The organism is Shewanella sp. SM74, from assembly GCF_025653725.1.
GTDB classification, from domain to species: Bacteria; Pseudomonadota; Gammaproteobacteria; order Enterobacterales; family Shewanellaceae; genus Shewanella; species Shewanella oncorhynchi.
The window spans coordinates 1-23508 of sequence record NZ_JAKKRZ010000018.1; the positions used below are offsets into that span (position 1 = coordinate 1).

Sequence of the window (23508 nt, forward strand, 5' to 3'; positions counted from 1 at the left end):
GAAATCTTCAATATCTTCCCAGCCCTGACAGCCAGCAATCACAGCGCATAGCGTGAGAAACAGCACATCAAACAGTGGGTAAGTGACTTTGGCGGACTGGCGAGTGTCTTCGATGCTGGAAAAGTGTTCAGAAAATACGTTCAGGTTCACGGAATTGCCCTTTTGCAAAAGGCAGTATCTGATCATAAGCTGGCGATTGGGTCAACTACTAGCTTGGTTTGGTTGAAAAATGTTCGTGATCTTGCCCTGATCCTTTATCACCACATAAGTTATTCCATACTGCCCAGCATAACGAATTGAATCAATGTTATCCTTAGGTGTAATGAAACCCGTATTATAAGTAAACTCAACTGCTTCTGAATCACACGGATTCGGTTCTAAGAGTTCGACTAGACACGTAGAATATTCATAGTGAGTTCGCTCGCAACTCAAAACTCTCCATTCCTGGTCACCAATGAGATGTAAGTACCCAACAACAGGTTTGAATCTCGGTACTCCTGTTGTATCCCCTCCCCAATGATCTATTCTTACAGTTGCTTGTATCTTGCTTGGGGGAGCTGACGTATTTTGGATAGGGCTATCAAGATAGCGAAGAGTATTTAATAAATCTGCCTTTAATCGATTACTTGACTGCGCTAATAACACAGTAGGTTCCATCTCTATTTTATTTGCAAACTGCTGACATTCCTCATCGGGACACAACGGTTTCCAGCCAATTTTTTCAGCACAGCCTTCTGGTATTTGAGTGTATTTTTCTACATATTGTGGAGTCTCATTCTCAATATAGTCAGGGTTCAACTCAAGCGTTCGGGTTACTTCGCAATAATCTAAATTCTGATGGTTAGGCTGAGCGCAAATCTTGGGTTCCCAAACTGGTAGATTTTTAATTTCTGTTTCAACAACCGTTTCATCAACACATGACTGTGACCAAATCCCCTTCCCTCGTTGAGCGTCATTTATGGCTTTGTTTGTGTTACCAAGAAAGTAAGCATTTGATTTTATTCTAGGCACAGGATTTACTTCTGCGCCCTTCATGATCGCTCGATATGCCTCCGAACTCATCGTTTTACCGTCTGAAGTTTTCCCATATTGAACTTTCAAATCGTCAATATAATCACTTTCGTTACCGTAATTTCCCGGTGCATTAAACTCTTCGTCAGGCCGATTTTGTTGATTGGTAAAAGCTTCGCTTGCTTTAATACTGGTTGTTTTTGCCCCTCGTTCACTAGCGGCAATAGTTTCCGTCACTAGCTGGCCATTTTCATCCCGATTAAACTTTACGCCAGCTTTTTCGTAATACTCTACGTCAATATCACCATTCGTCATCGAAGGTGCTTTGGGCGCCCCTTGTGGAATACCTTCTCCCATATAACGCTTAAACTCATCATGGAAATCTATGTCTTGATAACCTGAAAAATCTAAGGACGTTCCCGCACCGGCAGGGCGACTTAACACTTCACTCTCTACATTAACCGATGATGGACTCTCTTTATCTTTGTTAGTCATGATCTTGTTGAATAGGTTATTTCCATCAACATTTTGGGCGGTATTTAACTGATATTTCGAATCTAGTTCTTTTTTTAAATCATCAACTGCATACACATCAAATGCCGCCATTTGACCAACTAAAGTAAAAAAGAAGGCCCAATGCAAACCACTTCCGAGCATGCAAACCGAAGTGAAATAAACGCAGATAGTTTTGAATATGTGTTTTTCTATCATAGGATTCTAATCCCTCGAACCAAGGGTGAGGCAGCATTCTTTGAACTGCCACAGCATGTATACCGCATCTTCCATTCCCGGCCTCATTCGTCCACCAGCAGGTAAACACCATAAATTTGTAGACTGTCCCATAGGATGACAGCAGCTATCAATATTGGCACCTTCCTCAGCTTCGGCTCGTGGGTAAATCATGCTGAACTTATATTGAGAACGCGGTGTAAATGGCGCTATCTGCGCTTTGCACACGCTATTTTCCCCCATGGTTTTTTTTGCTAATCCTTTTCGATGGAGCGAACTGATCATACGTTGGGCAATCAAACTCGATTGAGCCACATTGTCTGTTTGGCCTTTAATATTGCCTGTAAACGGATAAAGATGACCATCACAACCTGCACAACCAAATGTCGATTCAGGCGCAGCATCGGCAGAAATTAACGCACAATCAGAAGCGCACCAAGGTTGTGCTAAGGGTGTCGCAAACAAAATAGCTTCAGGCGACAGCATTAGGGCCAATAAGTCATTGTTCCAAGTTGGGTCAACTTCCGAGAGGTACATCAAATCAAGATCGATATAACCATCTTGGTGGCAATCGATATATAAAATCTCCAACATTTCCATTAAAGGAAACGCAAAATAATGACTATGCCAAAACCCCTCCCCCTGAGACGCATTGACTTTACCCATTCCTGTATAGTCATCCTGAAGTGTTATCCCACCTAGCGATGGCGAGCACCAAGGTAACTTCACAGTCTCAATTAATCTAAGTGGCGCAAAATATGAAAGTTTTGTCCCTGCAAATGGAACGCCTAAGTTATCGTTACACGTACAGAACGGGTTGTTGCTCGTTGCACCGTCAGGCTTTTTCCCGATGCCCATGAGCGAAAAGCCTTCGGTAAAACAACTCCAGCAGATTTGATCAACGATTTTTGTCCAGATCTCTGCATCTTTGCAGATATTATCTGTAGGCGACGCGGCTTGAGTGGAAACTGTTGTCAGCAAAGCCAAAATTAGCATTGTCGATTTTAAAAATGCTTTCATCGCCCCCCTCCTATCATCGATGTAATAGCCGCGCCCATCCAGTTGGCAAACTCCAAAAATCCATAAAAAATCTGTTCAGCGAGATTGGGATATTCCCAACTGATATAGATGCCGGCCACTACGCCTAAGCTCAACAAGACAAGCTTCATAGTTTGTCCCTCACGTTGTACTCGCTAACTTTGATGAAATGATTTTCCATGCTCACAATCGAAGGCACTGCTTTTAAAGCAAACTTAGTGATCAACTCTTGTTCTAGTAAAAAAACATCTCGACCATAGCGACGCCTTAACTCCGCTAAACCATCCCAGCCTCGTTCAACATCTAATTGGTTGATAATAATCTGGTCACGGTAATCAAAACTTTCCATTTTCGTGTCTAACCATGCCAATTGCTTTGGATCGGTGGGGTCTAGAATATAGAGACGAAGGTACGCATTTGGCATCTCTGCTAATGGATTAAATTTGCTACCGGCTCTTGCAAGCACAACACCTGCTCTATTAATGACATCACGTTTGATAGTTACGGTAGGATCGATATAAAAAACATCATCTTTTGCTGCGAGCTCTAATGGGTATTTCGCTCTCTTTTTCCAATAATTTTGAGTAGCAGCTTGCTTCTTTTGCTCCCAATCAATCGTTTCCATTCGGCGCTTGATTTGCTCTATCAGCGACAACTCTTTAACGGGAAATGTTGCCCCATACGCCCCAAAATCAACACTTTGCTTAACTGTGGCGACCTTTTCATTGAAAAATGCCATTTGTGTCATGCCCGTCATCATGATTTGAGACTTGGCATCGTCATAGACTAAAGCGGGCACTCTCTGAATGTTGTACTTTTTAAACCATGTAGGACCAAATTTAACCGTCGGCTTAAAAAGCATATCTTTGGACATTGCATCTAAACGCGCCATCGTATCTAAAATGTTCTTATCACCTTCAAACATACCGTTGATATAAACTGTAACGTTGCTAGAGGCGGCATTTTTCAACGCATCGATCAATGAAGCGCGAGGCATAGATAAACTAACAAACATGAATGTCACAGAAGATGGACGAGTTACATTGGCATCCGTTGACAGCGCATCATCGGTTATCTCTTTTATCTGCTTTTGCGCGTTATTTAAAAACTCTTCAACATCTTTTGGTGTGGCAGCTTCTTCACCCGCCAAATTTAGCCCCTCCAACCACCCCTTCTCTTTGGCCATCTTGATAGCCTGCTCAGGCGTGATTTGCTTTATCACTAACGATCTTGCGTCAGTGAACGGCGCCAAAACTAAAAAAAGCGCAATAGCCCATTTCTTATAGCACTGCATAAGCATCTCCAATCATGTCTCGAGCATGAACTACGCCCCAAAAACGAGAGTCATAAGACAATGGTGTTTCACCGACCATAAAGTATTCATCCTCAGCTAAAACAAATTCTCTGGTAATTGCTGACTCAGCTAATTCAATCTTCATAAGCAACTGCCGCATATTGTTTTTATATGACTTACCATTGATAAGCACCTCATCGATTCTCACAATCACTCTGTCACCCGGTACTCCGACAAGTTTCTTTATCCAACGACTCCCCTTTTTGAAATAGGGCGTATCAACTGGCAGATTAAAAGCAACTAAGCGATCTCGTTTGATTGTGATATTGGTTTTATCAACAAGGAAATATCGCGCAAAAAGACATGAATATTCTTGAGACGGTACTGCAAGAGTAAATTTTGAAGCCAATAGCAATATGACAGCTGCTATTAACGAAAAACTTGCGATAACATTTTTCAACTTCGTTAGCCCACATTCTTGTCTTGTGGGTCAATTTTAAAGCCTGTTCTGAAGTGGAGGTTTTCATTCAGCGGCTATTTACGACGCCCAAATAAAAAAACCGTCATATTTTTCAAAATATGACGGTTTTTATTTAGTTATATGGGACTAAAAACTCACTCGACCCACACCAACACCACCTGCATCATCCTTCGCTTCAATCACAATGCTCGCTGAAGGGAAATCTTGCTGACTAAACCGCACTTGAGCCCCGTAAGGACTAAAGACTGTGCCGTTAACGACCCAACGATAGTAACTAATCGTTCCATCACTATCTTTACAGTTAGCATCGACAATATGAGTGCCGTATTGCTCGCGCACACTAGGCTCACATACTGGAGGTTTATTCTCCAGTACATCAAATGACGCAGTATATTTCCCTTTTTGGCCGAAGTTCGACGTTACATCCAACTCGACATCGTAATGACCAACAGGCAGCATTTCAAATACACCAACAGCTCTGCTTGATACTTCCCCTTTCGCCCCATTGATGGTCCAAACATATTCCTTTATGTAGTCATAAGGGTGGCTTAACTTCACACTGGGGTACAAAGATATCGTCAAAGGCGCTCTCATAAATTTATTAGAGTAAACATCATTCACGGTGAACTCTAACGGCGCTGGTTCAATAGCATCTGCAAAGCCATCGATATAAGCAAAGTTTCCTCGATTATCAGACAACGTAAGCGTGATCTTATGCACACCGGCTTTCATCACGGTAAAGTTCATTGACTTGCCTGTGGTACTGGTCTGTTTTATGGCGTCAGCTTCAAATGTCCACTGATAACTGAATACCACTCCTGGCGCGTTAATGTATGGCATATTTAACGTAGCGTAGCCCGTAGAGGGAACAAATTTAATGTTGTTACTCACGGTTAAACTTAAATCACTTTCAGAAGGAAATTCGTAATTGAAAGTATTTATAACGATGTTTGACTCTGTGAGCGTGACATCTTTATACCCGTCAAGCCATGCTTTTGCCTTAATCACAACCCGATTCGAAGCATCCAAATCAAGATCATTTACCATATATGTGAGACTGGCTTCGTCTGCTAATACTGTACCGTCTGGCAATAGCCACTCGGAATGAACACCTACCCCTGTAGCAACAAATGGATTAATGATCTGCATCTGTAGCTGGATTTCCTTACCAATCTCAGCAATGTTTGGCTTAGTCACGTTCACGGTTAACGGTTTAGGCTTGGTCACTGAAATATATTTAACCGCCTGACTCCATTGTCCAGCAGCCACATCAACTGAAGTATTAGCATATTTCATCCGAGCATTGATCTTCAACGCCGAATCACCCACAGCCAAATTGTATATTGCAGAACCCGGAGTCCACGTCACACCATTATCCACTGACCACTCGACAATCGCATCGGTTTGCGGTGTATCACTATTGTCTAAAGCTGTAAGTTCAATTTCTTGACCTGCAATGGCTTGGCTTGAACCAGCAATATTCAACAAAGGCACGTCGTAGCTAATCAACGTGATTTCATCTGAGTTTGTCAAAACGCCAGTCACTTTGTTAGCAACCACAGCACGTACAGTAATTGTTTCTGGAGTAACAGATTTAATAGAGACGTACTGACGATCATCAAAATCAGGATTCGCTACCCAATTGCCAGTGCTGTCTTTAAATTGCCAGCTTATATCCCCGAGTACCATAAAATCATTAAATGATGTGGTATCAAATCGAATATCAAAATTCGCGGGAATTCGTGACTGCACAACACGAGAAACAACCTTACCTTCAACCCCAGTACCTTTAACGACTGTAATGCTGCGAGGTGTCGAAATTCTCTCAATGTTGATTTCTGGATATGGAGAACGAGCTCGAGCTACTGCATATACGGCTTCGTTGCGAGTAAAGATGATATTTGCATCCAGCTCCACAATGCCTTTGCCATCTGAGCCAATTTGAGTGACGGCAGTGATTGGTTCATAGTTCTTGCCGTTTTTAAAAGCCACAAACACATCCCAACCTGTTCCCATTGACTTTTCATCATATTCAAACAAGCCTGTCATGTTATTGCGTAAACCCAATTTTATCGTTGCCTTAATTGAGTCAGTCGAGGCATAACGTGGACTATCCAAATCCATAATCACTTGCATATAAGGGTGTGGAGTCACAATCAAATCAAAGTCTTTCTCAACACTCAATTCTGGCGCCAAACGATAATTCGCTTTCAATGTGTACTTGGTTTTGTCCCACAACACTGAGTCGCCTAATCTTTCCGCGTATGCAGAAAACGTTTGAACCTCACCAAACGGCAATTGGTTATGTTGATAGCTTTTTTGATCTCCATTTTCATTGCTTAAACTGACGTCAATATTCGCGCGACTTGATTGGCCCTTGTATCGACCCAGTGACCGATCATTAATCGGTACACTATAAACACCTGCACTCAACATCTGCTTTTCGTCTAATTGAATATCTATCGGCAAAGGTGCAATGGCTTCAAATGTCACGCTTTCGCTGCCCACTTTACCAATGCTGCCTGACTTATTAACAATATAAGCATCATAAGCAAGGCTATTGGTGCCGAGTTTTGCTACGGCTCCAGTTAGTTTTGATTGAAACGTTGTTACTTGAGACGTTAAACCTTCAGGTAAATCTCGCCATTCTATGTAACAAGCGTAGTTATAGTCATTGGATGCCAGTGTTGCAGCTGCTTTGGTTCCATACAGATCGCAACGAATACCACGTGTACGATTCACTGTAATCGCTATATCTTCCACTTTTTGAATCACTGTGGTTGGTTTTCGGCTTAAACCAAACGTCATTTGTAAATAATTAAACGGCAAAGTCTTACTAACAACCCGGCCTTGCTTATCTTCTGCCGTGATTTCCATCATGTACGATGTATTAGCTTCTAAATTGAAACCTTCACTTGTCAATTTCTTGAAATAAGTTTCACTATTTGTCGTTAACGCCTCTTTACCATCAATTTTAATGCTCGTTATTTTAGATTCACCCACCAAGCCATTATGAACAGCTACAACGACATCATCTAACATATTGATTGTTTGTGAGCTGGTCAGTTTTTCAATAGAAGAACGCTTATGCAGCACTTTGATCTGCGGTAACGGTCTTACCACCTCAATGTTTTCATACATTACTGAACTTTCGTTGCTATAGGCGTCCTTTGCGCTCACCTGTACAGTGTACATTCCTGGGGTTAGCGTCTTCATTTCAAATGGAAACGCCTGTGAATTTTCTCCAGTTATCGCAGTTCGAGAGTTTATTGTCGTTACATTGGTTACGTTATTTGGCACATCAAATGTGAAATCGACGCCATCAATATTTAATGTGTTGGTACTCTGTGTACCATCCTTGGCCGTAAAAACAAGATCAACTCGTGACGGCTTCCACCAAACATCCGTACTGGCTAATTCACTGCGTAAATTGTTAATCCCTACAGCTCCCTCACCACCAGAGATAATCACTGGGAAGCCTAGATCTGTATTCACTAAAGGATTGCTTTCAAGCGTTGGATTAAACTTAGTAAACACAATGTTAGGACCACGGAAATCATGATGAATAACCCAATCTTTGGGGGTTAAATCTGATGTTAACCACCCGCCAATTTTACTGTTCGCTAAAATGCTATAGTTACTGTCCATCTGTAAACGATCTGGAGCTTTTGTAAAACTCACATTGCTGTATATGCTACATGAGTTTGTATTAACTTTTACATCACACGTACCCACGCCAGCAATCGAGATCGTCTGTTCATAAGTTCTAGGTTCAACCATCACGGTAGTGAAATTCAGCTTACTAGCTGCACTGTAGTTATACATTTCAAAACCTTTCACAACCTTGCTCATCAAGCTTGTAGTAACATCAAGCACAGTTGGTTTTGCTGGCTCAGTGACATTAACAGTTAAAGAACCTGTTCCAATATCCAGTTGAGTCAACTGCATCCCGTTATAACCAACAAGAGAGTAATCTAATGAATATTGCCCTGCCTTTTTGAATATGCCCGTTACTTTGTTGTTTGCTGCAGAAATCCCTTCAGGTAAGGATGTCCACTTCACGAAACAAGGTACGTCGCCTTTCTTTATGGCTCCTTTCGCTAGAGCCTCCGTTGCAACTAACCGGCAGCCACCTACTTCATCTACTACTAGCCCAACAACTTCACTGACAACCGCCTCAAAATCAGTCTTATCAAGTTTTACGGCTGATAGCTCAGTCTTAACGTCCCCTTCGTACAACTTTGCTTCTATGCCAGGTGCATATCCAACAGGCTTAGTGTCGGTATAACGACATTGATCGCCTTGCACTGAAAATGGAGAGTTACAAGATGGGTTAGAACCTATTGATTGAGTCAATACGCAGTTTCCACCGCTGACAGACATACCTGTAGGGCAAAAATCATAAACAACATCGACTGTTTTTGAATAGGTACATCCACCTGAATTTGATACATAGCCCACTGGACAGTTAGTTAAGACAGTTGTTTTATTAACGCCCTCACATTGCCAAGTAGTTTGATTTAATGACATGCCAACATCACAAGTACAAGATGAGTCAACAATTGTTGTCGGACACGTTGGGGCCTTAAACACATCTTTAACACATTCACCATTCGTTAATGTATATGAAGCTGGACAGCTCTGAATCAAAGATGTCGTATTGCTATAAGTACATGACTTACCATCAGCTGATTTCACAAATTTTACCGGACAAGTTCCCACAAGATCCGTATCTGTCAATTTTCGACATTGAGTTTCTGATATTTTGCTATATGAAGAATCACTACAAATCCAGTTTTCAGTTTCCGTTAACAACAACGAACAACTTGCACCAGAGAGCGTATACGTGGGGTTATTACATTTATAAATATGAGCACTTATTAATACTTTCTCGCATATTTCAGTGGTCGTATTGGGGGTGTAACTTGGATCGGTACATGACAACGAATACGCAACAGTTTGATACCAGCTACACGTACCATCGTTGTGATTTGCGTAATTGGCTGGACAACTCCATGTATTTGCTCCCGTTTGAAGCTGGCTACAAGACCCATTATTTAAATTAGTATATCCAGTAGGGCAACTATAAGCGTAAGAGATTTCATTTAGTAAACTACAAGTTGAGCCAGAGAGCGTTTGATCCACTGGACAACTCCATGTATTTGCAGCCGTTTGAAGCTGGCTACACATTGAACCTGATAGCGAATATCCCGCGGGACAGCTGTAACTAAACACGGCCGTTTGTAACAGACTACAGGTTGAGCCAGAGAGCGTTTGTCCCGCTGGACAACTCCATGTATTTGAAGCCGTTTGAAGCTGGCTACACGTTGAGCCTGATAACGAATATCCCACTGGACAGCTATAACTAAATGCGGACGTTTGTAACAGGCTACACGTTGAGCCTGAAAGCGTTTGTCCCGCCGGACAGCTCCATGTATTTGCAGCCGTTTGAAGCTGGCTACACGTTGAACCTGATAGCGAATATCCCGCGGGACAGTTGTAACTAAACGCGGCTGTTTGTAACAGGCTACAGGTAGAGCCAGAGAGCGTTTGCCCCGCTGAACAACTCCATGAATTTGCAGCCGTTTGAAGCTGGCTACACGTTGAACCTGATAGCGAATATCCCGCGGGACAGCTGTAACTAAATACCTGAGTTTGCAACAGTGAACACGTTGAACCATTAAGAGAATAACCAACAGGACAACTCCATGTATTCGCCTCCGTCTGTAACTGACTACACGTTGAACCACTCAATGTATATCCAGCTGGACAGGAAATTGATTGAGCTACCTCCGTTAAAGTTCGAATAAATCCGTCAGGAGAATATTCACTTATACTTTGACTTCCCATTATTTGTATTCTGCTATTTGTGTAGCACTGAGAAGTTGTTGGACCTGTTTGCTTACACCAGTTAGTGACTATCCCGCCAGAGCTGACAGTCATGGCTTTCATACAAGCACCCCACTTACCATCAAAATCCGGTAACGCTGAATTTTGGCACAACCAAACTGCCGTGGATTCATAACATTTACCATTTGTTTCAGATGAACCACTAGGACAGTTTGTTGTAGCAGTAATAGTTGAAACTTTCTCACACCGCGCATTAGCCGAAGAATAGGTGTACCCACTACTACACACCGGCGAGGCCGATGAGGTAGTGACCTTCTCGCAGCGATCATTGGTGGCTGAATAGCTGTACCCACTTGCACAAACCTTGTTCGCTGTTTCGGTCACCGTCTTCTCACAACGGCTGTTTGTGGCTGAATACGTGTACCCACTGCTACACACTGGCGAGGCCGATGAGGTAGTGACCTTCTCGCAGCGATCATTGGTGGCTGAATAGCTGTACCCACTCGCACAAACCTTGCTCGCTGTTTGAGTCACCGTCTTCTCACAACGGCCGTTTGTGGCTGAATACGTGTACCCACTGCTACACACTGGCGAGGCCGATGAGGTGGTGACCTTCTCGCAGCGATCATTGATGGCTGAATAGCTGTACCCACTCGCACAAATCTTGCTCGCTGTTTGAGTCACCGTCTTCTCACAACGGCCGTTTGTGGCTGAATACGTGTACCCACTGCTACACACTGGCGAGGCCGATGAGGTGGTGACCTTCTCGCAGCGATCATTGATAGCTGAATAGCTGTACCCACTCGCACAAACCTTGCTCGCCGTTTCGGTCACGGTCTTCTCACAACGGCTGTTTGTGGCTGAATACGAGTACCCACTGCTACACACTGGCGAGGCCGATGAAGTAGTGACCTTCTCGCAGCGATCATTGGTGGTTGAATAGCTGTACCCACTCGCACAAACTTTGCTCGCTGTTTGAGTCAGGGTTTTCTCACAACGCTTATTGGCCGTTGAATACGTGTACCCACTGCCACACACAGGCGAGGCCGTAGCTGTTAAAGTGCGTTCGCAGATCTTTAGTGTTGGGTTGAATGAATATCCTGCCTGACAATTAAAATTAACAGATTGATTGACTGTTTTTCTGCAATCATTGGTTGATGCTTGATAGCTATATGACGGGTCGCTACAAGTTTTATAAGCACTTTCTACTAATGTTTTTTCACAACGGTCGTTTGCCACTGAGTAAGCATAACCCGCAGGACAATCTGCTACTGTGTTTTGAAATTCAGTCTTAGTACAAGTTCCATCTCCGTTCGATTCAAATCCAATTGGGCAAGTTACTTTTGCAATTTGCGATTGTTGGCGGCAAGTGGATACATCACCTGTCATCGTCCATTCGCTATTAGGACACAAATACAACAAACTGGTTGTATTAACCTTTTGGCATGTATTAGATGCGGCATCATGTGCGTAAGAGTCTTCACAAATTTGAGCTGTCACTTTTGGAATGTCTAATGAGTAGTGACTAAGCCCTGCTAAACTGGATGTTGCAGGATATGCGGGAATTTTTATAACCCCACCTGTTGCTGAAAGATCCTGCACAACAGTCATCTTCGCGCCCGGCGCTAATGTTTTCCCAAGGATGATAAGACTCGTTGAAGAGCTGCTGTCTAATGAAATGGTAACTTCTGTCAATCCCTGGGCTATCTTCCCATAACTGTCTGTGATGATAGGTGTTTCTAAGACCGTTACAGGCTGTCCAGCACGATCTATTACCAATTTATCCAAAGCCAATGCTTTAATCTCTGGCAATAAAACACTGGTATTGCTTGACGCATAACTAAATGAGACAAATCCCATAATACCAATCAAAACTATGGTCTTGATTAAACCTTTCATGACAACAACTCCACATTAGACTATTCCATTGATAATTCTATTCCCGATATTTCATTGATTTTTTCAACTCAGAGTCAATTTTCGTTGTGCTAATTAATTTTTGGTTTTTTCAATTGGAAATAAGGTTTTAAGCCAGTTGCGGGATTGATCAACCGAGGGATAATTTATTTATTACTAACGAGAGGATTTTTTATGTATAGCGCAGTGCATCAACTCTACTCATCAACACCTGATTATGAGCCGTTTCCAGAGCCATTGGCTCCGGCTCCCCAAGGTTCAGAGCGATACAAGGGAGCATTTAGAGAGTTCACATCGCTAAAATGCCACGGAACTAAAGCCGCTATCGAATTAAAGCCCTCCATTTCTAGAAAAGGTTGGGAAACCGTTATGCTTGAAGGGGCGAGTGCTATTGGCCCTAAAACGTTTAACTGGGGCAATAAGACCTCGATTCAGATCACTAAGAACGAGTTACCGCATATAATTTCGACACTTTTGGGAATAAAACCACTTTTTGAGATGAAATCACACGGAGCAGAAAAGAACAAAGGGGCTACCCTAAAATGGCAAACACAGGGCACCGTGACAACATTGTTCGTCAACATCTATGAGGGAGGAAAACCTGCTATTGCAGTACCAATTGGGGGATTTGAAGCCATGATGTTGGGACACATGGCGCTAGCTCAATATCTACAGAATTTCCCCACGCTAACGGCCGATGCTTGCATTCGATCCTTAGAAATAATGGCTCGACATAACATTTGATACCACAAATTTGAGCCCCAAGTGAGGCTCTTTTGTATTTCGGCGTTGCTGATAATTTGGATTGATGGTTTTTTACAAATAAACCATCCTTAATCAAGAACTTGTTTATATTTATTTAGTGTTGGGAGGCTTGGGAGGCGTCGATTTTCAGCTTTAACAAAATCAGTTTTTTGTAGCTCTGGCTTTAATCATTCTAGTATCAACCAATTATTTTCTAGCTTACGAAAACGGTTATCATATCGAGCATCTGACTTCTGGATGTACTCTTCGACAGTCAGTAATTGCCCATCTGAGCATAACTCTTTTCTCAGTTTTTCAAGTTTTTCGACTTCATTTCTTAGTCTATTTACTTCTCGATACAAGATATGTGGCCGGACATAAATGTTCTAAAACACACCGGCCTTGTGGGAGAGTACCATTTAACTTTCCCTATTTAATTGTTGTCAACACTAGCGTATTTTCTACATAATCACTTTCTTTGAATGAAAATGTAATCCCCTCATGCTTTAGGCTAAACTCCCGTAAATTAAGAGAATTTTTATTTAACTTCAAGGCTTCTTTCACTAGGCGGTTACACCAACTACTTATTCCCTCCCTACCATCAAATTCTTGAATAAATTTGTGTAAATAAAGCGTACTGAGCCGATCGAGTGCGTGAAGGGTAATTTCGTATTTCCACCCCATCGACTGACTATCTACGTAGGACCGCCTTTCCAGTTCAGCAGTGGCTAATGTCTTTTGTACTTCAGTCGAGTTATCACCCGTACATATTCGTTGCAAATCTTGGCTTCTAATCCTTGTATATCTCTGATTTTGATGCTTTTTAAGTGTACATATTACATTGTGAGTTGAAATCCCATTTTCATTTGTTAGCTGGTTATCCAAAATAAAATTCATAACTTTTCCATTCGATAATTATTAGCGGTGTATCCTAATATCCCATGGTTTCACTATCGAGCCACCCTGTGCTCACCCTGAATTTCTACTATAATTATCATAGAGTTGCTTAAAATCCCGACTCATTTTGAAGTACATCACTCCAGTATCGCTAGATTTTAAAATGGATAACCCATTCACTTTCCCAAGTAGGTACTTTTCTTCATTAGGCATGATCGAAATTTCAAAATCGAACTTCAATGGCCCTAGTTCACACTCGCTTGAGAACGCCTTTTCGACTAAATTGATTTCAGCGATGTCATCACGTTTGCCTTCCCTGATTGTGTGATCAGAAAAAATATCAATACCCTGAATACCTTCTATGTCTTGATTACATATACCGCCAACTGCCACCCACTCCCCATAGACTTCATTGTGCAGTGTCGATTCAATCAAAGTCTTTCTGGCTTCTAGTTTCCACCAGCCTCCACCACCCACAACCAGCGATATCGCGATGAAGCTCACCAATGCTATTTTATTGTTCATACACACCTTCCTGAGCCAACAAACCTGCGTACAACTGCTTAAAACAATCAATGAACGTTTTGATCATGTAATAGATGTGTTGTTTGCTAACCCCACCCGTTAAATGGACGTCTACTCTATACACCGTTGCTTCGCTTTCTTTGTTAATTCGGTATAGCCGACCGATTTTTGTATTTTGATTAAATCTCGATATAAACTCACCCTCAAATCCAACAGGGAGCGTGACCATCACACCGAAAAAATCAACACCATTATGAGCAGACCAAGAGCCGTTGCTGAAAAATAGAAGTCTCGATGATTCAACGGTAATACTAAAAATAGAATCGCTATCATCAAGGTCAATTTTGGCGTTACAAAAGCTAAAATCATTAAGTAAATTGATGAGTTCCCTCGTCGTTATATTCTCAATGAGTTCTGATGACGCTCTCGCAGAGAAATTATCAGAGACATTCGGCTTCACTTTACATTCCAACACTTCCAATAAAAATTCGTCTATATTAGTTTTTTCCATAATATTTCCTTTTAAATAACGATAGCCGCAGCCAACAAGCTATAAGCCGTAATATGTTCTAAAATACCACCTGTCGTACACAGTGATATCCCAAATCGCATTGGAAATGGCCACAATAGCGGTACGCCACTATCTGACAACATATCCCCCAGTAAATGCGAGAAGTAACCAATTAGTAATGCCATAATCAGCCAGCTTTCAGGCATATCGAGATTAAACAGCCATAGCACACCAACAAAAGGCCAAATCGAGTGCGTTATTTGTCGATGTCCAAATAATCCCGACAACGGCAATGAAATAAACAACACTCGGCGCCCAATTGTAGAGCCTGGATGATCTAAATCCGGGAGTAATGAGCCAAAAAATACGCAACCAATGACAGCCCACACTGGCATAGCAAAATCAATATATTTCACCGCAGCGATAGCGACCGCGGTTGTAACAATCAGATGGTTGCGGAACATCACCTTAGTTCACCAAATCCATGGCAGCATCAAGCGGAGTTTTCTTGGACGGAACATCCATTGCTTGTGGTTCCTCCGCTGCAGGAGGAATGGCTCGACTGGTAGCCCCTGACAACACTTTATTTTGCTGATCCATTAACTCTAATTTCCGCGCATGATCACGTTCTTCATCTTGCGATTTTCGAGCACGCTTGGCCTCTAGACGACGCTCTAAATCGTTAAATGCTTCTAATTCTTTGGCATCTTGCGAATCAGCCTTAATGCTCTGCAGAACCTTATTAAACTCATCAAATGGCAGCTTTAATAACGTGAAAGCCTGAAATTTGCCGTCAGGCAACACCATCACTTTTTGGTCAACGAGGTCATATCCGACAATCGGCACTGAATCCACCAGCTTATCGATTAAGAACTGGCTAGCTTGCACTAAATTACCAGCCGCGTCTTCACGCTCATAAGAACGTTCTGAGCCAGAGAGCTCTTGTCGATAATTCTTGGCCAACTCAAACTCAGCCTGTAAACGCGCCTTTTTAACTGCAAGGTGCATGTCTTTAGATGATGCTGCTCCTACCCCTACCAAGCCATAACCATCATTTTTAGGCGGGGCTATATACCAATCTGGCGCACTATCAAGCTTTGCCTTAGCTTCTTCAACGGCAATGTCCTTTAATGCTTCTTGTTGTTTAGCGTATTTTTCCACTGGATCAGATGCACAACCCACCAACACAAAGGCAACGGCTAACGCGATAGATAATTTTTTCATTTTAATGTTCCTTAATAAAAACCGATTCTTCGGGTCTGATATCGCAAAAAGTTTCCTGCTGTATTCGTCCACTTGCTTGTATTTGTATCGTATTCTTCCTCCTGCACCCTGAAGCTAATTTTTATTCCATCCTCGGCGTCTTTCTCAGGCATGTAAGCCGACAATGTGATGTCATCCAACCAAATATTACTGATATTGACTTTAAACTTTTCCTTACCAATGTTGATTTGCAACCAGTAAGCCGTTCTCGACAACTCTCGAAACGCATTGTCAAAAGCTTCCGGTTGAAGCGGCATTTCAGGAGTTAGCAGGCTTTGCTTGTGCAATTGATAAAAACGCGAGTCTCCAAAAGCGAATCCTTTCGAAATTCCGCATCGAACCTGCTCTTCTTCGTCAATAAACGACCTTTCCCCCGGATATCGATAAGGCAGAAATTCATATAATGAGGGTCCACAATATTTGGGTACCAATAATTCTTTCACCTCAATTGATACATTGCTTTGATTAGGGTTGAGTAATGCGTCACATCCGAAAAAGAACTTTTTACAATTTTTAATAACATTTTCATTAGCCGCTATCGGATACCATGCGTCTTTAACGCCCCCCTTTCTTTCAATCGTAACCCTGACTTTAATTTCCGCAACTGAGTGCTCAAGTGGAATAATATCAATCACTTGGTAATTAATGACTGGATTCGCCATGAAAGGGAATACAAACTGCTTATACGCGGAAACTATCTCTGATTTTAATTTTTCGCTTGGGGTTTTCCCTTCTCGATGCGCTCGCAACTGTTCCTTAACCACATCGCCGTCGACCATCCCTAGCCTACTGTTCAATTTGGCGTAGTAGTTAGCGACGATCACAGAGTCAAGCGTGCTTAACGTGAGGTTCATCTTCATTTTGTCTAACACCGCCACCAGCTTTTGATAGTCGGCATTGAGGTCATCGATAGCTGACTCCATCAGTTTTTCGCGTTTTTCACTGTAAATCTTCAACTTCATCGCTGAAATATCAACTGTGACATCGGCAATCACATTCACTTGATCATGGTCCAACGCTTTCACGTACCGCGTATTGGTAACTGAGACATTAGCACCTTGGGCAATAACGCCTTTTTCTAACATCTCATCGGTCCGACTATCGTAACTTGTTGTGTGAGTGACAAATTTAGGTGTCATTGTCACAGCTTTTATCTGCAACAATGACTCAGCCCGATTAACAGCCTGCTGCACCGTTTCGCTATCACTCATTAGCACTGAGACTTCCATGTCCTTATATTCATAAATGTTCGGCTCTTCAGCGCAAACCTTGCTCGAACTTAGTAACAGTAGTGATAGCCCTAGTAACGTAAATTTCATCTGGCCCCCTCATTTTCAATTAATCCGTTATATCAAAGAAAATTGTTCATAAATCTCATTTCAGAAACAATTTAAGACGTGCTAATAAAAAATTTCTTCACCAACCATTATCCATCTATTTAAAAACGCGCAACTGCAATGTATCTATCTGATTTACAGTCAGTTGCCTGTTTTTAGGTTGATGAAATAATGATTACAAGAAGTGAACGAATGAGAGAATATTTATGGGCGCACCGTTAATACAAACAACATCGTTAGATTGGCAAGACATGATCCAACCAGCATATACCGCATCTGGCAAACCTAACTTTTTGGATGCTCAAGGTGAAATCGTTGAAGGGATTTACACTGACATGCCTAACGAGGTCTATCACGCCTTGGACGCCCATAGCTCTACAGGCATCAAGACATTCGCTAAAGGACGTCACTACTACTTTCGTCAGTATCTATCCGATGTGTGTCGTTTAAGAACCAAGCAACAAGAATACACATTCGACGCAGGTACGTTCGGACACATGCGAGTATTAGAGCCTGAGAATTTCCATGGAAACTTCATGCGTAATCCTGTGCCAGAAGATTTTCCCGATGTAGAGTTGATTGAATCCATTCCGCAACTAAAGGCTGCATTAGCTAAAAACAATTTACCTGTATCTGGTGCAAAAGCCGTACTGGTTGAACGTCTTTACGCATTTGACCCCACATTGCCATTGTTCGAAAAATTGCGTGAACAGTTAATTGTCAATTTTTTAGACCAGCGTTATGCCAAATATCTACGAACCGATGCTGAACTGGATGAAATGGCGTACTTCTATGGAATAGATACATCACAGACGCGTGAAAAGAAAATAGAAGAAATTCTTGCGATTAGCCCTTCTCAACCGATTTGGGAAAATTTAATCAACCATCACGTTATCGATCACATTGTATGGGACGATGCCATACGAGTAGAACGCAGCACTCGCGCCCACCCAAAAGCGGATTGGCTGCTCAGTGATGGTTACGCTGAATTATCGATTATCGCACGTTGCCCAACCACAGGCCTGTTACTCAAAGTCCGTTTTGATTGGCTACGCAATGATGCCATTGCTGTAGATTTAAAGACAACTCTTTCAACCAACCCGACCAAGTTTGGCTATCAAGTTAGAGATCTTCGATATGATCTTCAGCAGGTATTTTACTGCTACGTCGCGAACCTTGCAGGCATCCCAGTTAAGCACTTTTGCTTTATTGCAACGGAATATAAGGACGCTGACAACTGTGAAACATTTGAGCTGTCTAGCAAAAAAATCATTGAATCCACTGAAGAAATGTTCGATTTGCTAGATGAGTTTAAGGAAGCACTGACTAGCGGCAATTGGTACGGACATGATCGTAGTCGTTCGACTTGGGTTATAGAGGTTTAACTGTAGTTGCGGGATTAACAGCCCAGTTTAATCTGGCTATATCAGTTTAAGGAGTTCACCATGCAAACCGCACAAGTCAAATTGTCAGTACCGCACCAGCAGGTTTTCCAAGATAATTTTAATTACTTGTCTTCACAGATTGTTGGCCATCAAGTCGATCTCAATGAGGAAATCGGCTATCTCAACCAAATCGTGTTTAATTCGCTTGCGACCACCTCCCCTTTGGATGTCGCCGCATCATGGTCAGTGTATAGGCTATTACTCAACGTTTGCCGTTTAGGGCTCTCACTTGATCCAGAAAAAAAACTGGCTTATGTGATCCCATCGCTGACTGAAACTGGCGAGAAAATAATGAAACTGTATCCTGGCTATCGCGGAGAAATTGCCATCGCGTCCAACGCAAATGTACTCAAAAATGCTAATGCCGTTCTGGTTTATGAAAATGACCATTTTCGCATTCAAGCAGCCACCGGAGAAATTGAGCATTTTGTGACGTCGTTGTCGATAGATCCCCGCGTCCGTGGTGCATGTTCTGGAGGGTACTGCCGTAGTGTACTGATGGACGGCTCTGTGCTTATGTCCTATTTAAGCATCGAAGAAATGGATAGCATTGCACAACATCAAATCGAAGCGAACATGGGTAATACCCCTTGGAATAGTATTTGGAGAACAGAAATGAACCGGGTCGCTTTGTACCGCCGCGCAGCAAAGGATTGGCGTCAGCTAATCAAGGCTACCCCTGAAATGCAATCCTCGTTGTTAGATACTGAATTTTAGGAGTTCGCTATGGATATTATTCAAACCACCATTAATGACATTAGCAATATGTTTTCGCTTAACGATTCAGAAATGCAGTCTATCAACCAATTTTTATCGACGTCTTTGGATAGTCGGTTTCAATTTGGTCATGAGTTTTTCTTGCTAAAGGATGTGGTGCCTACCACGCTACTCGAAGCTGTTATCCCTTATGTTCATGCTGGCTTGCAAATTGATACCAACACGATGGAACTGCAAGCGCGTTATCACGAATCAAAATTCAGGTTTGAGTTTGAACTAGACTATTCTTTTGCTGGTTTAACCGCGTTATTACTAGAGCATTCAAGCATTGCAAAGATTGTAGTTAACCCTGTTTACGAGAATGATACGCTGCAAATCAATCACGCATCTCAAGAAGTGCATCACACTGTTGCCGTTGAACCCAGTGAGTTGCATGGACTGTATTGCATTATCGATTTAGACAATGGCCAATCGTTCTTTGCACAAATGTCAGCTGAAGAAGCATCGCAAGCCATGTACGCTAACATTCACGACCGACTCAATGGTGTGAACCCGTATATCACTAACACTAAAAAATTGATGTTCTACAAAGCCTCTTGCCTACGTCGTGGACTTAAAGCGATTTCAGCAATGCAGAACAACGGTGATCTCGACATTGTATCCACGTTGCTTAATTTGCATGACCGTCAATTCCATAAAGCCAAAGCATTGCGAAAAGTTATGCCTTTAAATCACTACAAGTTTCGCGGTTGCTCTAAACAACCTAGTACCATTGACCAGCTCTTTAAAAACAACCAAGGCAATGTGGTAATCCCGTTTGCCCCACTCGCTCAGAAGTCGGTAACAAAAAACGAACCACTGCCGCCAGCTAACAGCGAAGACTTCATTGCATGGGGATCTGACGTCATGGGCGTGGGGTTTTAATTATGCCTGATTACGATTTCATTGAAAAAATCACTGTGCTACAGCACTCGGAAACAAAGAACATTGTTCGATTGATGATCGAACACGATGGCAACCGCAACTATGGTTTGCAATGTTCTACCGTCACCAATGGCAAAACACGCCATTTTTATAACAACAAAATTTGGCATTCTGTGTATCAAATTAAAGATGAACTTGAATGCCGGGTATCTCAGTATGAAGAAAAGGGGTTCGACGTTGTAACTGAGATCTCTTTGGCCCCAAATAAAAATGCCGCAAAGCCAACCGCCTTCTGCTTTACTGACGAAGTTTCGATTGTAGTCAACAACAACGTTCTGCCTATTTCAGCTAAAGACATCCCTATAAAAATAGAATGTAGCTTTCATAAGTTAGATCTCATCGATTTGCGTTACAACACTCAGTTTTACGAACCTACAATAAAAAATTACTTTGAAAGCATAAGGGTAAATATCGACTTTTTGCCGTTTGATATGGTTGCTGTAGTGGATGGTAACCAGATCAAGGTATTATCTCTCGAGTTTAAGTCAAAACCTACACCTCTAAATGCATTCCACTATTTGCGCTCGTTGTCGAAGAATATCGCTACTTTCGACATGGTGGATGCAAATACCCTACTACTCGATGAAGTTGCAGGTATGAACTTTGCCTACTATGCTGATAACCAATTGATTTTCTGCATTACTCAATCCTGGGTGAATGCTAAGGTCTATATTGAAAAACCAACATACTCATCAACCTGCAAAGTATTCAGTGTCCGTGACGAACAATTTTGTCAAATTTATCAAGGTGAGATAGCTAACGTGACTCGCTCAGGAAATGCCGAAGTGAAATACTCTATTGTGGATGGGAAACCCTCGGAGTTTTTATTCCTCAAATTTCTTGGATTTGAAGAGGAAATCTCATCTATTTAACCGAGTAGCGCCTTTTAAAGGCTGTGTAAATATATAGAAATACAGCAATTAGTCATTTAAGAGGCGTTTCTATGTTTACTTTCCCTTTAGATCAAAAATCTCGTATTCAGTCAATTTGCAGCCATGCCACCAGCAAAATTAACCCTATCTTTGAGCAAGTGCTAATCGAGGCCGATGCCTGTGCCAATATGATTCGTTTTAGCGCCTCTAACGGCTCTCAATTTAATTCTTTTAAACTTGAAGCAATGGTAAGTGAATCTTGCTCATTCACCCTGTCTGCCAAAAGGTTGGCAACAGTGTTAAGTGCTCTCGCTGCTGATACTGCTAAATTCGAGGTAAAAGATGGTATGGCCATCATCAAAAGTGGTAAAAGCCGACTCAAATCTCCTGCAAGCCCTGCTAGTGATTACCCTGACGCGCCTACCGTGATTGAATCTCAGGCTTCAATTATTTGCAATATTTCAGAGTTATCAGCCCTATTTAATACTGCGGCTTACGCGGTCGCTAAAGGGGATGTTCGTACCTACTTGTGCCATGTTAATGTTTCAATAGAAGCCCAAACGGTAAAGGTTTGCGCGACTGATGGACACCGATTAAGTCAACTGACCCACGAGAATTTAACTTGTAGTGGCAATGGTAGCTATCTCGTTCCTACGTCCTTGATTTCCGCCGTGTTAGCGCAATCGCTGCCACCAGAAACACAAGTTGTCATTTCATTTGATGAACAACGCGCTTCGATTACAAGTAGTGATACGTCTGTCATATCAGTTTTAGGTGAAGGTCGTTACCCCGATGTAAATAGAGTAATTCCCAATAGAACTGGTGGGTTTGTTTCCTTCAATTTAGACGATCTAAAACAGACTATTAAACGCTTTCATGCTGTCGCCAGCCTTGAGAAAAATCCCATACTTCGCTTCGACATTGATAAAGAAGTTGTATTATCTGTTTCAAGTATTGATGAAGCCAATTCATTTGCAGAAACAATTGACCATGTTGAATTACACTGTCCTGCGATAACCATTGGAGTGAACCCTAGTTACCTTGCTGATGCCCTTGCAAAACAAGGGGGCGACAGAGTAACTTTTTACTTCAACCAATCAACAGCGATTTTGATCACTTGTGACATACATGAATTGATCACTCTAGTCATGCCCGTTCGTTGTTGATTTGAACTGATCAGAGCAATTGATATAGCCTATATAACATAGGCTTTATCACAACTTACAGGTCGTTGAAGCTCAATTTGAAAATCTGGATGCCGTAGCGCCTGCTACAGCTATATAATCAACGTGACCAGAGCATCAATAACTCAATCTAGTACATTTTATCTTAGGCTTACGATGATTAATTTCGAATATGAACTTTGGAAAACTGAGATCACAGACTATTGCAATGCTTTAGCAGAGTCATTTACCACCGAGCTATTGACCAACCATAGAGATGTTTCATTGGGATGGCTTGGAACAACGCTCATTGCACAATCGTTAAAAGTAAAACAGATCGTCCTTCGCGAAAGCAGTAATGAGATCAAACTACAGACCTATGGTTTTTTGGATGACTTGTCACGCAATGAATTACTGCCAACGGTCATTCGCCATTTAGCTCAATGTACCGAAGATGGCCGCCGCCACCAGCTTGCTGGTCAGGATTCCTGCGTTGAAATGAATAAAATTTCGGAGTTGGCTGTTGTTCTGGAAAAACGGCTACATCGAGGGGTTACGCTAAAAGAAATCGATATAGCTGTCGCTTGGCTCACCATTGGCGTTGCGGCATTACTTGTTCACTGGAACGAACCCATCGATACAGCAAATGCAGCTATTATGCAGTACATTGACCGCTTAGAACTGGATGATATTAACTGCAGTCATTGATAAGACAAAGCCTCTTTGAAAG

At 42.1% G+C, this 23508-nt stretch carries 20 protein-coding genes; 7 read left to right on the forward strand and 13 right to left on the reverse strand.

Annotated elements, in window-relative coordinates; translation table 11 throughout:
- The 7 genes from L5M49_RS17105 to L5M49_RS17135 form a co-directional block, all read right to left on the reverse strand.
- Positions 1-186 (reverse strand): transposase family protein (locus tag L5M49_RS17105; RefSeq protein ID WP_411569112.1); only part of this gene is annotated, 186 nt, incomplete at its 3' end.
- 15 nt (positions 187-201) lie between these two features.
- A complete protein-coding gene (locus tag L5M49_RS17110) occupies positions 202-1722 on the reverse strand; it encodes a hypothetical protein (protein WP_263266516.1) in 1521 nt (506 codons plus the stop codon).
- 6 nt (positions 1723-1728) lie between these two features.
- Positions 1729-2760 (reverse strand): TraU family protein, encoded by a 1032-nt coding sequence (locus L5M49_RS17115; RefSeq protein ID WP_263266517.1) that lies wholly within the window; start codon positions 2758-2760, stop codon positions 1729-1731.
- Positions 2757-2909 carry a hypothetical protein gene (locus L5M49_RS17120; RefSeq protein ID WP_263202727.1) on the reverse strand — a complete coding sequence of 51 codons (153 nt, stop codon included), beginning with the start codon at positions 2907-2909 and terminating at the stop codon, positions 2757-2759. The genes L5M49_RS17115 and L5M49_RS17120 overlap by 4 nt, the downstream gene beginning before the upstream one ends.
- Entirely contained in the window at positions 2906-4072 is a 1167-nt protein-coding gene (locus tag L5M49_RS17125) for a TrbC family F-type conjugative pilus assembly protein (protein ID WP_263266518.1), read from the reverse strand. Before L5M49_RS17125 ends, L5M49_RS17120 begins: the two co-directional genes overlap by 4 nt.
- On the reverse strand, positions 4059-4532 hold the full coding sequence (lepB, locus tag L5M49_RS17130) for a signal peptidase I (RefSeq protein ID WP_263266519.1): 474 nt from the start codon (positions 4530-4532) through the stop codon (positions 4059-4061). The genes L5M49_RS17125 and lepB overlap by 14 nt, the downstream gene beginning before the upstream one ends.
- Positions 4533-4679: 147 nt before the next feature.
- Positions 4680-12302, reverse strand: coding sequence for an Ig-like domain-containing protein (locus tag L5M49_RS17135; protein WP_263266520.1), 7623 nt, complete (start codon positions 12300-12302; stop codon positions 4680-4682).
- Between the two features lie 192 nt (positions 12303-12494).
- Between L5M49_RS17135 and L5M49_RS17140 the strand changes: the two genes are divergently transcribed.
- Complete coding sequence (locus L5M49_RS17140; RefSeq protein WP_263185279.1) at positions 12495-13064, forward strand: hypothetical protein; 570 nt, start codon at positions 12495-12497, stop codon at positions 13062-13064.
- A 429-nt stretch (positions 13065-13493) separates the two neighbouring features.
- On the opposite strand, the gene L5M49_RS17145 is transcribed toward L5M49_RS17140, so the two are convergent.
- From L5M49_RS17145 to L5M49_RS17170, 6 genes are all read right to left on the reverse strand, one after another.
- Positions 13494-13961, reverse strand: coding sequence for a hypothetical protein (locus L5M49_RS17145; protein WP_263185280.1), 468 nt, complete (start codon positions 13959-13961; stop codon positions 13494-13496).
- Between the two features lie 72 nt (positions 13962-14033).
- Positions 14034-14486, reverse strand: coding sequence for a hypothetical protein (locus L5M49_RS17150; RefSeq protein WP_263185281.1), 453 nt, complete (start codon positions 14484-14486; stop codon positions 14034-14036).
- On the reverse strand, positions 14476-14997 hold the full coding sequence (locus tag L5M49_RS17155; RefSeq protein ID WP_263185282.1) for a hypothetical protein: 522 nt from the start codon (positions 14995-14997) through the stop codon (positions 14476-14478). Before L5M49_RS17155 ends, L5M49_RS17150 begins: the two co-directional genes overlap by 11 nt.
- Before the next feature lie 11 nt (positions 14998-15008).
- On the reverse strand, positions 15009-15461 hold the full coding sequence (locus L5M49_RS17160) for a metal-dependent hydrolase (RefSeq protein WP_263185283.1): 453 nt from the start codon (positions 15459-15461) through the stop codon (positions 15009-15011).
- 4 nt (positions 15462-15465) lie between these two features.
- On the reverse strand, positions 15466-16221 hold the full coding sequence (locus L5M49_RS17165; protein ID WP_263185284.1) for a hypothetical protein: 756 nt from the start codon (positions 16219-16221) through the stop codon (positions 15466-15468).
- Between the two features lie 11 nt (positions 16222-16232).
- On the reverse strand, positions 16233-17579 hold the full coding sequence (locus L5M49_RS17170; RefSeq protein WP_263185285.1) for a hypothetical protein: 1347 nt from the start codon (positions 17577-17579) through the stop codon (positions 16233-16235).
- A gap of 224 nt (positions 17580-17803) precedes the next feature.
- On the opposite strand from L5M49_RS17170, the gene L5M49_RS17175 reads away from it, so the two are divergent.
- From L5M49_RS17175 to L5M49_RS17200, 6 genes are all read left to right on the forward strand, one after another.
- Positions 17804-18982 carry a PD-(D/E)XK nuclease-like domain-containing protein gene (locus L5M49_RS17175; protein ID WP_263185286.1) on the forward strand — a complete coding sequence of 393 codons (1179 nt, stop codon included), beginning with the start codon at positions 17804-17806 and terminating at the stop codon, positions 18980-18982.
- A 60-nt stretch (positions 18983-19042) separates the two neighbouring features.
- Complete coding sequence (locus L5M49_RS17180; protein ID WP_263185287.1) at positions 19043-19759, forward strand: recombinase RecT; 717 nt, start codon at positions 19043-19045, stop codon at positions 19757-19759.
- A gap of 9 nt (positions 19760-19768) precedes the next feature.
- Positions 19769-20683 (forward strand): recombinase RecT, encoded by a 915-nt coding sequence (locus tag L5M49_RS17185; RefSeq protein WP_263185288.1) that lies wholly within the window; start codon positions 19769-19771, stop codon positions 20681-20683.
- 2 nt (positions 20684-20685) lie between these two features.
- A complete protein-coding gene (locus L5M49_RS17190) occupies positions 20686-21615 on the forward strand; it encodes a hypothetical protein (protein ID WP_263266521.1) in 930 nt (309 codons plus the stop codon).
- A 71-nt stretch (positions 21616-21686) separates the two neighbouring features.
- Positions 21687-22781: a DNA polymerase III subunit beta gene (dnaN, locus tag L5M49_RS17195; RefSeq protein ID WP_263185290.1), complete on the forward strand. Its 1095-nt coding sequence runs from the start codon at positions 21687-21689 to the stop codon at positions 22779-22781.
- 174 nt (positions 22782-22955) lie between these two features.
- Entirely contained in the window at positions 22956-23486 is a 531-nt protein-coding gene (locus L5M49_RS17200; RefSeq protein ID WP_263185291.1) for a hypothetical protein, read from the forward strand.
- The last annotated feature ends 22 nt before the right edge of the window (positions 23487-23508 follow it).

Bases quoted from the DNA above. Each gene is read 5' to 3' on its own strand.
- L5M49_RS17180 (WP_263185287.1), top strand. From the start codon at position 19,043: ATGCAAACCGCACAAGTCAAATTGTCAGTACCGCACCAGCAGGTTTTC.
- L5M49_RS17165 (WP_263185284.1), bottom strand. From the start codon at position 16,221: ATGAAAAAATTATCTATCGCGTTAGCCGTTGCCTTTGTGTTGGTGGGT.
- L5M49_RS17145 (WP_263185280.1), bottom strand. From the start codon at position 13,961: ATGAATTTTATTTTGGATAACCAGCTAACAAATGAAAATGGGATTTCA.
- L5M49_RS17200 (WP_263185291.1), top strand. From the start codon at position 22,956: ATGATTAATTTCGAATATGAACTTTGGAAAACTGAGATCACAGACTAT.
- L5M49_RS17155 (WP_263185282.1), bottom strand. From the start codon at position 14,997: ATGGAAAAAACTAATATAGACGAATTTTTATTGGAAGTGTTGGAATGT.
- L5M49_RS17110 (WP_263266516.1), bottom strand. From the start codon at position 1,722: ATGATAGAAAAACACATATTCAAAACTATCTGCGTTTATTTCACTTCG.
- L5M49_RS17185 (WP_263185288.1), top strand. From the start codon at position 19,769: ATGGATATTATTCAAACCACCATTAATGACATTAGCAATATGTTTTCG.
- L5M49_RS17120 (WP_263202727.1), bottom strand. From the start codon at position 2,909: ATGAAGCTTGTCTTGTTGAGCTTAGGCGTAGTGGCCGGCATCTATATC.
- L5M49_RS17115 (WP_263266517.1), bottom strand. From the start codon at position 2,760: ATGAAAGCATTTTTAAAATCGACAATGCTAATTTTGGCTTTGCTGACA.
- dnaN (WP_263185290.1), top strand. From the start codon at position 21,687: ATGTTTACTTTCCCTTTAGATCAAAAATCTCGTATTCAGTCAATTTGC.
- L5M49_RS17190 (WP_263266521.1), top strand. From the start codon at position 20,686: ATGCCTGATTACGATTTCATTGAAAAAATCACTGTGCTACAGCACTCG.
- L5M49_RS17175 (WP_263185286.1), top strand. From the start codon at position 17,804: ATGGGCGCACCGTTAATACAAACAACATCGTTAGATTGGCAAGACATG.
- L5M49_RS17170 (WP_263185285.1), bottom strand. From the start codon at position 17,579: ATGAAATTTACGTTACTAGGGCTATCACTACTGTTACTAAGTTCGAGC.
- L5M49_RS17150 (WP_263185281.1), bottom strand. From the start codon at position 14,486: ATGAACAATAAAATAGCATTGGTGAGCTTCATCGCGATATCGCTGGTT.
- L5M49_RS17125 (WP_263266518.1), bottom strand. From the start codon at position 4,072: ATGCAGTGCTATAAGAAATGGGCTATTGCGCTTTTTTTAGTTTTGGCG.
- L5M49_RS17135 (WP_263266520.1), bottom strand. From the start codon at position 12,302: ATGAAAGGTTTAATCAAGACCATAGTTTTGATTGGTATTATGGGATTT.
- L5M49_RS17160 (WP_263185283.1), bottom strand. From the start codon at position 15,461: ATGTTCCGCAACCATCTGATTGTTACAACCGCGGTCGCTATCGCTGCG.
- L5M49_RS17140 (WP_263185279.1), top strand. From the start codon at position 12,495: ATGTATAGCGCAGTGCATCAACTCTACTCATCAACACCTGATTATGAG.